Annotated in this window: 17 protein-coding genes; 10 read left to right on the forward strand and 7 right to left on the reverse strand. The window is 62.8% G+C overall.

What is annotated here, in order from left to right:
* Positions 1-140 precede the first annotated feature (140 nt).
* Positions 141-701 (forward strand): TetR/AcrR family transcriptional regulator, encoded by a 561-nt coding sequence (locus B5V02_RS39895; RefSeq protein ID WP_167458847.1) that lies wholly within the window; start codon positions 141-143, stop codon positions 699-701.
* A 40-nt stretch (positions 702-741) separates the two neighbouring features.
* On the opposite strand, the gene B5V02_RS42160 is transcribed toward B5V02_RS39895, so the two are convergent.
* On the reverse strand, positions 742-960 hold the full coding sequence (locus B5V02_RS42160; protein ID WP_245446401.1) for a hypothetical protein: 219 nt from the start codon (positions 958-960) through the stop codon (positions 742-744).
* A gap of 53 nt (positions 961-1013) precedes the next feature.
* Complete coding sequence (locus B5V02_RS42165; RefSeq protein ID WP_245446402.1) at positions 1014-1181, reverse strand: hypothetical protein; 168 nt, start codon at positions 1179-1181, stop codon at positions 1014-1016.
* 286 nt (positions 1182-1467) lie between these two features.
* Between B5V02_RS42165 and B5V02_RS39905 the strand changes: the two genes are divergently transcribed.
* Positions 1468-2601 (forward strand): metallophosphoesterase, encoded by a 1134-nt coding sequence (locus tag B5V02_RS39905; protein ID WP_111549366.1) that lies wholly within the window; start codon positions 1468-1470, stop codon positions 2599-2601.
* A 55-nt stretch (positions 2602-2656) separates the two neighbouring features.
* Here the strand turns inward: B5V02_RS39905 and B5V02_RS39910 are convergent, their stop codons facing one another.
* A complete protein-coding gene (locus tag B5V02_RS39910) occupies positions 2657-2845 on the reverse strand; it encodes a CsbD family protein (protein ID WP_167458852.1) in 189 nt (62 codons plus the stop codon).
* Positions 2846-3032: 187 nt separating this feature from the next.
* Between B5V02_RS39910 and B5V02_RS39915 the strand changes: the two genes are divergently transcribed.
* From B5V02_RS39915 to B5V02_RS39945, 7 genes are all read left to right on the forward strand, one after another.
* Entirely contained in the window at positions 3033-3686 is a 654-nt protein-coding gene (locus tag B5V02_RS39915; protein ID WP_111549368.1) for a glutathione S-transferase family protein, read from the forward strand.
* A 523-nt stretch (positions 3687-4209) separates the two neighbouring features.
* Positions 4210-4419 carry a cold-shock protein gene (locus B5V02_RS39920; protein ID WP_010915421.1) on the forward strand — a complete coding sequence of 70 codons (210 nt, stop codon included), beginning with the start codon at positions 4210-4212 and terminating at the stop codon, positions 4417-4419.
* Positions 4420-4767: 348 nt separating this feature from the next.
* Positions 4768-4995: a hypothetical protein gene (locus tag B5V02_RS39925; protein WP_111549410.1), complete on the forward strand. Its 228-nt coding sequence runs from the start codon at positions 4768-4770 to the stop codon at positions 4993-4995.
* Entirely contained in the window at positions 4995-5402 is a 408-nt protein-coding gene (locus B5V02_RS39930; RefSeq protein ID WP_111549369.1) for a hypothetical protein, read from the forward strand. The genes B5V02_RS39925 and B5V02_RS39930 overlap by 1 nt, the downstream gene beginning before the upstream one ends.
* A gap of 1 nt (position 5403) precedes the next feature.
* Positions 5404-5562, forward strand: coding sequence for a hypothetical protein (locus B5V02_RS39935; RefSeq protein WP_111549370.1), 159 nt, complete (start codon positions 5404-5406; stop codon positions 5560-5562).
* A gap of 4 nt (positions 5563-5566) precedes the next feature.
* Positions 5567-5950, forward strand: coding sequence for a YkgJ family cysteine cluster protein (locus B5V02_RS39940; protein WP_111549371.1), 384 nt, complete (start codon positions 5567-5569; stop codon positions 5948-5950).
* Between the two features lie 137 nt (positions 5951-6087).
* Positions 6088-6699, forward strand: a complete 612-nt coding sequence (locus B5V02_RS39945) for a LysE family translocator (RefSeq protein ID WP_111549411.1) — start codon at positions 6088-6090, stop codon at positions 6697-6699.
* 20 nt (positions 6700-6719) lie between these two features.
* Here B5V02_RS39945 and B5V02_RS39950 read toward each other — a convergent pair whose 3' ends face one another.
* From B5V02_RS39950 to B5V02_RS39960, 3 genes are read right to left on the reverse strand one after another with little or no spacing between them, the layout of a single operon-like run.
* Positions 6720-7106 (reverse strand): nuclear transport factor 2 family protein, encoded by a 387-nt coding sequence (locus B5V02_RS39950; protein ID WP_111549412.1) that lies wholly within the window; start codon positions 7104-7106, stop codon positions 6720-6722.
* A gap of 14 nt (positions 7107-7120) precedes the next feature.
* Entirely contained in the window at positions 7121-7570 is a 450-nt protein-coding gene (locus tag B5V02_RS39955; protein WP_111549372.1) for an OsmC family protein, read from the reverse strand.
* A gap of 35 nt (positions 7571-7605) precedes the next feature.
* Entirely contained in the window at positions 7606-8616 is a 1011-nt protein-coding gene (locus tag B5V02_RS39960; protein WP_111549373.1) for a zinc-dependent alcohol dehydrogenase family protein, read from the reverse strand.
* Between the two features lie 101 nt (positions 8617-8717).
* Between B5V02_RS39960 and B5V02_RS39965 the strand changes: the two genes are divergently transcribed.
* Positions 8718-9326, forward strand: coding sequence for a TetR/AcrR family transcriptional regulator (locus tag B5V02_RS39965; RefSeq protein WP_111549413.1), 609 nt, complete (start codon positions 8718-8720; stop codon positions 9324-9326).
* Positions 9327-9389: 63 nt separating this feature from the next.
* Here the strand turns inward: B5V02_RS39965 and groL are convergent.
* On the reverse strand, positions 9390-10942 hold a 1553-nt coding region (gene groL, locus B5V02_RS39970; RefSeq protein ID WP_111549374.1), incomplete at its 5' end, for a chaperonin GroEL.

Raw genomic sequence — 10942 nt, forward strand, 5'->3', positions numbered from 1 at the left:
CTCCAAAACAGGGTGATCATCCTGTTCATAAACAGACCGGTTGTCCTGTTTTGTCAATATGGTATTGTTCAGCAATGTCAGCAGAGATCACAGCTCGACCGAGGCTTCGGCCGCGAAAACGCATCAACGACCCCGAAGGCATGCGCAACAAAGTGCTCGATGTCGCGGAGGAGTCGTTTCAGGGGCGCGGCTATCATGCCTCCAGCCTCGGCGACCTGATGGCGGCGGCAGGTGTCAGCGGCGGCGCGCTGCATCACCATTTCCCGACCAAGAAGGCACTGGCGCTGGCGGTGATCGACGAGCGTGTGGCGGCAGCGGTCGAAGGGACATGGATCGCGCCGGTGCGGGCGGCGGCTTCGGCACGCGAGGGCGTGCGCGCCGTGTTCGAGGCCGTGGTGGCGGAACTGGAACAGCAGGGTTTCGTGCGCGGCTGCCCGCTCAACAATCTGGCGCATGAACTGTCGCTCGCCGATCCCGATTTCCGGATGGCACTTGCCGGCATCTTTTCGGCGTGGCGCCAGGCGATCGCCGACAAGATCAGGGCCGACCAGCGGGCGGGCCGGGAGCAAGGCACCGACCCGCAACGCTTTGCAGCACTTGCCGTGGCCACCTATTCCGGCGCCATGTCGATGGCCAAGACGGCGCAGGATGCTGGTGTTCTGCGCGATTGCCTGACGGCGCTGGGCGAGACTAGGACGTGATCCCGAAAGGTTGAATCCGGTTTTCGGAAAGCACAAACAGCTACTCAGCCAGCGGTTTGATCGTCTCGTAGCCGTTCACCGATTCCGCGCTGGTGCCTTCGTCGTAGCGCCGGGCGAGCGCAGCTTGCAGGTCTGGCGCATAGAGGGCGGTGAATGCGTCCAGCGTTTCGCCGGCCCTGTTCTTGAAGGTCTCTTTGACCGCCAGCACATTGTATTTGCAGTCGCCCAGGCTGAACGTCTCCTTGCCCTCGACGACCAAGGTCAGCGTCTTGGTGCTTTTCGGCTGCTTGTTCGGCGACAGCTCGACGAACTCTATCGTGCTTTTTGCCCCGTCTTCAGCGGAAACAGTTTTCGCAGATCGGAAAACGGGATCATCGCCAGCCGACCGGTGTCGCTGTCGCGAAACACCTCGATCAGGCCGGCAAACAAATATTGGGTCTGGGGCGATTGCGACTCGTAGGTGTTGGCAACGGACATCATTCCGCCCGCCACAGGCCGAAACGTGCTCTGGATGCCAGGCCTCGTCAGAACGAAACCATTCTTGGCGGACTTCGCATCAAAACATGGGGCGCCATGCGCAACGCCTGCTGCGGAAAGGATCGTCAGTATCGTTCCGACAGGTCCAATTTTCATGGCATTCTCCCGGCCATAGAACTTGAATGTCAGTGCCCCTAGGAATGGCAGACGCTCGACACGATGTCGATGTTCGAGCGATGCCGCGCGCTGAACTGGACGGCCGGCCGCTCTCCATGCTGAAATTCACTTCATGATGAATCGCCGTTCGCCTGGTTTGTTTTCTCGACGCAGCTTTCTGGCCCAGGCCGCAGGATTTGCCGCGGCCGGCGCGTTGTCGCGCCCGGCGTTTGGCCAGACCGGGCAGCGCATTCAGCCGATCGACGCCACTTTCCTGTTCATCGCCGACGTCCATGCCTGCCGCATGGCGAGCGGCTTGAGCCCCAACTGCCTGAAGGAAGGCAAGACCGACGCCGCCCTGCTGCGCAACGTGGCCGTGCTGAACGGCCTCGGCGACAAGGACTGGCCAGTAGAAATCAACGGCGTCGCCACCGGCCTGCGCTCCGCCGCCAGCCGTATCGGCGCGCCGCTTGGCCTGGTCGTCGGCGGTGACATCACCGACGATGGCGGCGGCCAGATCACCCAGCCAAGCGAGGGCACCCAACTGCTCCAATTCAGCCAGCGCTACCAGCAAGGCGTCGGCTCCGATCGCGTGCACATGCCTGTCTATGTCGGGCTCGGCAACCACGATCTCGACCAGAACGGTCCCTCGCATCATGTCGACTGGTACCGGCGTGAAATGCGCGACTATGTCGAGGTCAATCACCGCGCCGGCGTCTTCTTCAAGCCGCCAGTGCCGGCCACCGACTACGACGTCGACACCGACTGCTATTCCTGGGACTGGGGCGGCCTGCATCTTGTCCAGACGCATCGTTTCGCCGGCGATACCGGCCACGGCACCGACAGCAGCCTGCCATGGCTAAAGCAGGATCTGACAACCTACGCGGCGGATGGCCGCCCGGTCATCCTGTTCCAGCACTATGGCTGGGACACCTTTTCGATAGAACGGTGGGATGACGCCAAAAGGACCTATGACGATGACGGTGCCGGCGCGCCGCACTGGTGGAGCGAGGCCGACCGGCAGGCACTTCTGGCGGCGCTGAAGGGCTATAATGTCGTCGCCATCTTCCACGGCCATCAGCACGAGACGCCGCTGATCTACCGCCGTGACGGGCTCGACCTCATCAAGCCGAAGGCTGCCTATATGGGTGGCTTCGCGCTGGCCAGGGTGACCAGCGACGGCATGGACGTCGCACTGGGCGAGGCGACCGGTGACCACGGCGAGGTCGCCTTCACCAACGCCTTCAGCAAGGACTGGGGCACATGAAAAAGGCGGCCCAGCGGCCGCCTTTTCCCAGACAAAAGTGATACCCGGTGGGAGATCAGAGCGCTTTCTTGACCTTATCCTTCACGTCGCCATAGGCCTTCTGCACCTTGCCGACGATCTTGTCGGCCGTGCCTTCGGCCTGGGTCCGCCTGTTGCCGGTCGCCTTGCCGGCGGCTTCCTTGACCGAGCCTTTGATCTGCTTGGCCATGCCCGCGACCTGATCCTTGTTCACCATTTTCCGCATCTCCTGGGAGTTTTGAATTCGGGGGAATTCGTCCGCGGAGGCTAACGAGCCGGCGTGGTTTAGGTTCCAAGCCTCCCCAGCGCAGATCAAGTCGCGCAACCGCTTTCGGCGGCAAGGCTGGCAGGCTAGGCTGCGATGACGCGCAGGCCAAAAGGACTTCGGGACAATCGTGCGCGCGGGGAGAAAAATGGCTGAATTCACACTCTATATCGGCAACAAATGCTTCTCCTCATGGTCGCTGCGGCCCTGGGTGGCAATGAAGCATCTGGAGATCCCGTTCGAGGAAGGGTTCGTGCGACTGCGCACGCCTGAGACCGCTGCCAATCTCAGCAAGGTCTCGCCGACCGGGCTGGTACCGGTCCTGAATCACAACGGCAGGATCGTCTGGGAAACCCTTGCCATTCTGGAATATCTCGCCGACCTGTTCCCCGACAAGAATCTCTGGCCGGCCGATATCGGCGCCCGCGCGCTGGCGCGCTCGGTGGCGACCGAGATGCATTCCGGTTTTCGCGAGGTCCGCTATGGCTGGCCGATGAATTTGCGTCGGCCAAAAGGCCACAAGCCGCTCGACGCCGAGGGCGAGGCGCAGCGGGAGCGCATCGAGGCGCTGTGGCGCGAGTGTCGGGAAAAACACGGCAAGGGCGGCCCGTTCCTGTTCGGCCATTTCACTGCCGCCGACGCCATGTATGCGCCGGTCGTCACCCGCTTCGACACCTATGGCGGCACGCTGGCGCCAGACATCAGAGCCTATGTCGATGCGGTGCTCTCAACGCCGGCAATGCGTCACTGGTACGCGGAAGCGGCCAAGGAAACTTGGCCCGAGCCCGGCCCGGACGAATGAGAACCTGCAAGGCGCGGGTCGTCGCCGCTCGGCCCTCTGGGCATCAAGATGATCCGGGAAAGGGTGTAGGGCAGGCCATGACGGCTCATGCAGCCTGAAAGCCCTTCACTATACAAGAACGCCCCTCGCACTTTTTATTGTGCGGGAGGCGTCCTTTGTGTCAGCACTCCTGAGATTGCTCTCTAAAACTGCTGACGACAATCAAATGCACGGGCGCGGAATTGGTTCCCGGCATGCTGCGATTTTTTTTTGGGAACAGGAGCGCCTTGTTTCTGCGCCCGGATTCGCCAGCCGATGTCCCTTGCGCCGGACAATTTTGGGTCGAATCCTGATGGCAGGAAACCAGAAATTGACACGACGCAAAAAGAAGCCTACAAGAGTTTCGTCGATATTTGTTTGACCGACTTTTGTTATCCGCGCACGCATGCGCGCCTTTGACGAACTTCCACATCAAAAATCGAGACAAAAATCGTTGTGCATTCGCACGGCGATTAACGAATATTTGCCATGGAAAGGGTTCGTCATGAGCACCGGCACAGTTAAATGGTTCAACGCCACCAAGGGTTTTGGTTTTATTCAGCCTGATGACGGCTCGGCCGACGTTTTTGTCCACATCTCGGCCGTAGAGCGCGCCGGCATGCGCGACATCGTCGAGGGCCAGAAGCTCGGCTACGAGATGGTCCGCGACAACAAGTCGGGCAAGATGTCCGCCGACCAGTTGAAGGCGGCCTGAAAACAGAATTCAGCTCTCCCGGTGACCACGGATGTACTGGCACCGGTGAGTGGCGAATTCGGGCGCATGGCCGCCGCGGAGACCTGAGTTTCCACGGCAAGTCATGCGCATGAGAAGGGCGTTCCGTGTGCATCCATCTGGATGCGCGGCGCTCTCATGGAAGGTCAGGCGGTGCCTGGCCTTTTTCGTTTTGCGCGTCTTGCCGCCGAAAGTGCACTGCGCGTCGTCCTGAACGTGCTAAGGGACGCTCCAGCAATTTGAATCCGCTGCCGTATTGCTTTGTGCGTGGTCCTGACCGAAGACGCGGTCTCGCCATGTCGGCACCAGGCTCCTGACAGGAGAAAGATTTTGACCGTCAATTCGAAGACAGCTCCTGATCAGGCCGCATCCCTGTTCAGCAAGACGCAGACCCAGTCGATGTCGCTCAACCGGATCATTTCCGAGCGCGATGCCGTCAGCGAGGCGCGGGAAGCCAAGACCGCGCGGCTGCGCGAACAGCGCCTGGAAAAGGAGGCTGACGAGATGGCCGCGGCTGCGGCGCTCGCCGCTTTGCCGAAGCGAGCCGGAAGACGCTGATGGCCACCAAGCGCGTGCCTCCGAAATTGATCGCCGCCGACTCGACGATCGCCGACGTGGTCGAAGGCCTCAACAAGCCGGTCGAATATGTGCGCCGGGTGCTGGAAAAGCTGGAGCGCTGCAAGCGCGCCCATGGCGATGCCCAGGTGCGGCTCGGTGTGCGCGGTCGCGCCGAATGCCCGAACTACCTGATCGAATATGTCCGCGAAGACACCAAGACCCATGAGCGGGTGACCCATCAGGATGCCGCCTACAGCGGCAGCACGCATCGCGAACTGGCGCCCCACCACATCGAGGCGGTGAAGAACTGGTCGCCCGAGGAAATGAACATAACGGCGGTTTCGGCGCTGATCGGCCGCTTGCGCAATCCGCGCGCACCATCATCACGCTTCGCCGACGAGGACTGACATGGCCATAAAATTCTCCGCCAAGGACCAGCCTGCAACGCCAGCTGCCGCTGCAAAACCGGGCAAGCCGGTTGCCGCGCCGAAAGCCGACGAAGCCGCGACCGATCTGTTCAAGTCGCCGGTGGATGCGCCAAAAGGCAAGACAGGCAAGAAGAAATAGCGCCTTGCCGCAAGACACCGATCGCAACCCTGCCGAGCCGGGGCTGTTCGCCTTGGCGGCCGCTGCAAGCCTTTCGTCGTCGCAACACAGCACCGCGCCTGTCTTCGACTGCCAGAGCTGCGGCGCCTGCTGTTCCTATTCGGCGGAGTGGCCGCGCTTTTCCACCGAGGAAGACGCGCAGCTCGACCGCATCCCGGAAAAATATGTGGCGGCCAACTTGTCCGGCATGCGCTGCGAGGGCGTGCGCTGCTCGGCCCTCTCCGGCGAGATCGGCAAGTCGACCGCTTGCGGCATCTATGAAGTCCGCCCGGATGTCTGCCGCGCCTGCATGCCTGGCGACGACGATTGCCTGATGGCGCGCCGGGCGCACGGATTGCCGACCTCTTAAAGTCCTTGTTTTGCGCTTGTCGCCCAAAACCGCTGCGCACTTTTGCGCGACATGCAGTGGCAACGACTGCCGGCGGCTTGTGCGCATCCTCCTTGCTGGCTACGCTGCGACAGGGCAAGGCGCCGGAGGAAACCATCGTGAGCATCGAATTTCTGTTGACGTCGCTGATCGTCGTGGCTTCGCCCGGCACCGGCGTTCTCTACACGCTGAGCGCCGGCCTTTCGCGCGGCGCGCGCGCCAGCATCATCGCCGCCTTCGGCTGTACGCTCGGCATCATTCCGCACATGGCGGCCGCCATTACCGGCCTTGCGGCGCTGCTGCACACCAGCGCTGTTGCCTTCGAAACGCTGAAATATCTCGGCGTCGCCTATCTGCTCTACATGGCCTGGAACACGCTGAAGGAGAAGGGTGGCCTGAGCGTCGAGCAGGATGTGACGCCGCGCTCGGCCGGCAAGGTGATTGCCACCGGCATCCTCGTCAACGTGCTCAATCCGAAACTGTCGATCTTCTTCTTCGCCTTCCTGCCGCAATTCGTCAGCACCACCGAGCCCAATGCGCTGTCGAAGATGCTTGAGCTCAGCTCCGTCTTCATGCTTTTGACTTTCGTGGTTTTCGTCGGCTATGGCGTCTTCGCCGCCTCGATCCGGAGTCATGTCGTGTCGCGGCCGATGGTGCTGACCTGGATGCGCCGGACCTTCGCCGGCGCCTTCGTCATGCTCGGTGCAAAGCTGGCGTTGGCTGACCGGTAGCGGCGACCGGGCGAGGCCGACTATCCCTTGACGTATCCCATCGCTTCGATGATCAGCCCGTCCTCGACGCGCATCAGATTGACGCCGCGGATGGAGTTGCCGTCGGCGAGCCAGTAGCGCCAACGGATCGTCGCCCGTTCGCCCGCAACGAATGTCTCCTCAAGGTCGAATCGCGTACCGGGCTGGGTGGCGATCGCCGACCACAGCTGGACGCATGCCGCCCGGCCGGCATGACGGGCGCCGTCCGGTGCCGGGACGGTGTTTTCGATCACGCAGTGCTCGGCGACCAGGCCGGGCAGTGCCGACGGATCGTGCAGCTGGAACACGTCGTTGAAGCGCTGCATGATTTCGGCTGTGCGCCTGGAGTGTTCGTCCGGATGAAGCGTCACGGTGCTGTCCTGTTTCATCTCATCTCCTGATTTCATTGTTGCGTGGTGGCGGCCGCGATGAGCCCGGCTTTGAGCGTGATGGTTGCCACGCCGGCCAGGGCGCGCGAGACAAGGCATGTCGCTTTCGCCGTCTCTGCAAGGGTCTGGAATTCATCCGGGGCAAGGCCCGGAATCTCGGCTTGCGTCTCGATTTCGATGCGGATGATCGTCGGCCCGGCAGCGCCTGCGCCGAGATGCACCTTGGCGATGGTGCTGATGTTTGTCGGGATGTGATTGGCTCCGCCCAGTATGGCACTCAAGGCCATCGAGAAGCAGCCGGCATGTGCTGCCGCAATCAGTTCCTCCGGATTCGTGCCCGGACCGTTTTCGAAACGCGACGGGAAGGAATAGGCGCCTTCGAACACGCCGCTGCCGAGCCGTAGCCGGCCCGAACCTTCCTTCAACGTGCCTTGCCACTCGGCCGAGGCTTCACGAATTGTCATTGTCTGCTCTCCGTTGATTGCGAGAAATGGATGGGTCAGGCGCCGTCGACGACCACTTTCCCGAAGACGTCGCCCTGCTGGAAATAGCGGTACGCATCGCCGGCTTCGGTGAAGGCAAAGACCTTGTCGATGACGGGCCGCAGTCGGTGCTGTGAGACAGCGCGCAGCATGGCTTCGAGATTGGTCCGGCTGCCGACGAAAAGTCGGCTGATGGTGGCTAGGCTGCGCTGGTAGAGCGCCGCCGGCATCTCGATCGACCTGCCTTGCGGGTCCTGCAGCGTCAGCAGCACGATGTGCCCGTAGAGTGTGCTGGCGATCAGCGACTGCGCGAATGTCGCCGGGCCACCGGTTTCGACGACGAGGTCGATGCCGCCGGTCTGGTCGCGGACAGTCGCCCCCCATTCGGGCATCTCCGATGTCGAGATCACAAGGTCGGCGCCCAGCGCCCGCAGCCTGTCGGCCTTCTCGCCACGCGAGGTGACGGCGACGACGCGGCAGCCGAGCAGTTTGGCGAACTGCAGCGCAAACAGCGAGACGCCGCCCGAGCCGATGACCAGAACCCATTGGCCAGGCTTAGGAATTCCGGCGCCCGTCACCGCGTTCCAGGCGGTCACGCCGGCGCAGGTCAGCGTTGCCGCCTCATGCCAGTCAAGATGATCCGGCAAGCGTACCGCCCATTGTTCGTCGAGAACGGCATATTCGGCCAGCATGCCGTCCAGCGTGCAGCCGAGCTGGTCGATGAGCCCGGCATTGATGCGGCCGTCGATCCAGCGGGCGAAATAGCTGCCGGTCACGCGATCGCCAACGGCAAAGCGGGTGACGGCATCGCCGATGGCGACAATCTCGCCAGCCCCGTCGCTCAGCGGAACGACGCCCTGGCGCGGCGTGAGCGGATAGGTGCCGTTGAGGATCATCGTGTCGCGCCGGTTGAGCGAGGTGGCGTGAACGCGCATCAAGATCTCATGCGGTTTCGGCTCAGTTTGAGCCTCGTCGCGCATCACCAGGCATTCGGTCCCGCCGGACCCCTCAAGACGATAGGCGTGCATGTCGGCTTCCCCTGTAATATGTAGACTGATCTACATATTATGTAGACCGATTGTCATATTCGATGCAAGGCCTATAATGATTGCTGCTGACAGAGGTTGACATGGCGAACGACACCCGCACCCGCATACTCGAGACGACGGCGCTGCTGCTCAGGCAGCGCGGCTATCACGGCACCTCGCTCAACGACATATTGAGCGCCAGCGGCGCGCCGCGCGGCTCGCTCTACTTCCATTTCCCCGGCGGCAAGGACCAACTGGTCATCGAGGTGACGCGTGATAGCGTCGACAAGGTGACGCAAAGGTTGGGCGAGGCACTGACCGCCGAGCGGAATCCGGCGGTGGCCGTCCACCATATCTACCAGGCGGTCGGACACATGCTCGAGGAGAACCAATTCACGCTCGGCTGCCCGATCGCACCCGTGGTGCTGGATTCACCGACCGACGTGCCGGAGCTGGCCGAATTGTGCCGGTCGGCCTTCGAGCAATGGATCGGCCTTCTGCAACAGGCTTTCGTTAGGGCAGGGGTGCCCGAGCGCCGCGCGCATGCTCTGGCGCTGCTGGTCGAATCGTCGCTGGAAGGGCTGATGGTGATCGCGCGCGCCACCCGCGACCGCGCCCCGTTACGGGCGGTCGCCGACGAAGTCGCGGCATTGATTGAAGGCGCGGTGCTTGCCGGCGAGGTGCGGCAACGCGCGGATGCCGCCGTCTGAGGACCGCCAAATAGGAAGGGCGCCTTTCGGCGCCCTTCCGTAAGCTTAGCCAGATTGGCTGGATTAGAAGTCCATGCCGCCCATGCCGCCCATGCCGCCGCCGCCCATGCCGCCAGGCATGCCGCCGCCAGCCGACTCCTTCTTCGGAGCCTCCGCGATCATGGCTTCGGTGGTGACGAGCAGGCCAGCGACCGAGGCCGCGTCCTGGAGAGCCGTGCGCACGACCTTGACCGGATCGACGATACCCATAGCGATCATGTCGCCATATTCGCCGGTCTGGGCGTTGTAGCCGAAGGTCGCGCCCTTGTTCTCAAGGATCTTGCCGGCAACGATCGATGCTTCCGCACCGGCGTTCGACGCGATCTGGCGGGCCGGAGCCTGCAGCGCGCGGCGCACGATGTTGATGCCAGCGGCCTGGTCGGCATTGACGCCGGTGACCTTGATGTTGGCCGAAGCGCGCAGCAGGGCAACGCCGCCGCCTGCAACGATGCCTTCTTCCACGGCCGCGCGGGTCGCGTTGAGGGCGTCATCGACGCGGTCCTTCTTTTCCTTGACTTCGACTTCCGTCGCACCGCCGACGCGGATCACCGCAACGCCGCCCGCCAACTTGGCGAGACGTTCCTGCAGCTTCTCCTTGTCGTAGTCCGAGGTGGTCTCTTCGATCTGCTGCTTGATCTGGGCGACGCGGCCCTGGATCTCGGCCTTCTTGCCGGCGCCGTCGACGATGGTGGTGTTCTCCTTGGAGATCGACACCTTCTTGGCGCGGCCGAGCATGTTGAGGCCGACGTTCTCGAGCTTGATGCCGAGGTCTTCCGAGATGACCTGGCCACCGGTGAGGATGGCGATGTCTTCCAGCATGGCCTTGCGGCGATCACCGAAGCCCGGCGCCTTGACGGCGGCGATCTTCAGGCCGCCACGCAGCTTGTTGACGACCAGCGTGGCCAGGGCCTCGCCTTCGACGTCTTCCGAGATGATGAGCAGCGGCTTCGAGGTCTGCACGACGGCTTCGAGAACCGGCAGCATGGCCTGCAGGTTGGAGAGCTTCTTCTCGTGCAGGAGGATGTAGACGTCCTCGAGTTCGGCAACCATCTTGTCGGCGTTGGTGACGAAGTAGGGCGAGAGGTAGCCGCGGTCGAACTGCATGCCTTCGACGACTTCGAGTTCGGTCTCGGCGGTCTTGGCTTCCTCAACCGTGATGACGCCTTCGTTGCCGACCTTCTGCATCGCTTCCGCGATCATCTTGCCGACCGACTCGTCGCCATTGGCCGAGATCGTGCCGACCTGGGCGACTTCCTCGGAGGTCTTGATCTTCTTGGCAGCCTTGCCGAGCGCCGCGACGACTTCGGTCACGGCCAGATCGATGCCGCGCTTCAGGTCCATCGGGTTCATGCCGGCGGCAACCGCCTTGTGGCCTTCCTGGACGATCGACTGCGCCAGAACGGTCGCGGTCGTGGTGCCGTCGCCGGCGATGTCGTTGGTCTTCGAAGCAACTTCGCGGACCATCTGCGCGCCCATGTTTTCGAACTTGTCCTCAAGCTCGATTTCCTTGGCGACGGTGACGCCGTCCTTGGTGATGCGCGGCGCGCCGAACGACTTGTCGATGACGACGTTGCGGC

The sequence above is a fragment of the Mesorhizobium kowhaii genome (genome assembly GCF_003253745.1).
Lineage (GTDB): Bacteria > Pseudomonadota > Alphaproteobacteria > Rhizobiales > Rhizobiaceae > Mesorhizobium > Mesorhizobium kowhaii.

Bases quoted from the DNA above. Each gene is read 5' to 3' on its own strand.
- B5V02_RS39895 (WP_167458847.1), top strand. From the start codon at position 141: ATGCGCAACAAAGTGCTCGATGTCGCGGAGGAGTCGTTTCAGGGGCGC.
- B5V02_RS42165 (WP_245446402.1), bottom strand. From the start codon at position 1,181: ATGATGTCCGTTGCCAACACCTACGAGTCGCAATCGCCCCAGACCCAA.
- B5V02_RS39905 (WP_111549366.1), top strand. From the start codon at position 1,468: ATGATGAATCGCCGTTCGCCTGGTTTGTTTTCTCGACGCAGCTTTCTG.
- B5V02_RS39910 (WP_167458852.1), bottom strand. From the start codon at position 2,845: ATGCGGAAAATGGTGAACAAGGATCAGGTCGCGGGCATGGCCAAGCAG.
- B5V02_RS39915 (WP_111549368.1), top strand. From the start codon at position 3,033: ATGGCTGAATTCACACTCTATATCGGCAACAAATGCTTCTCCTCATGG.
- B5V02_RS39920 (WP_010915421.1), top strand. From the start codon at position 4,210: ATGAGCACCGGCACAGTTAAATGGTTCAACGCCACCAAGGGTTTTGGT.
- B5V02_RS39930 (WP_111549369.1), top strand. From the start codon at position 4,995: ATGGCCACCAAGCGCGTGCCTCCGAAATTGATCGCCGCCGACTCGACG.
- B5V02_RS39935 (WP_111549370.1), top strand. From the start codon at position 5,404: ATGGCCATAAAATTCTCCGCCAAGGACCAGCCTGCAACGCCAGCTGCC.
- B5V02_RS39950 (WP_111549412.1), bottom strand. From the start codon at position 7,106: ATGAAACAGGACAGCACCGTGACGCTTCATCCGGACGAACACTCCAGG.
- B5V02_RS39955 (WP_111549372.1), bottom strand. From the start codon at position 7,570: ATGACAATTCGTGAAGCCTCGGCCGAGTGGCAAGGCACGTTGAAGGAA.
- B5V02_RS39960 (WP_111549373.1), bottom strand. From the start codon at position 8,616: ATGCACGCCTATCGTCTTGAGGGGTCCGGCGGGACCGAATGCCTGGTG.
- B5V02_RS39965 (WP_111549413.1), top strand. From the start codon at position 8,718: ATGGCGAACGACACCCGCACCCGCATACTCGAGACGACGGCGCTGCTG.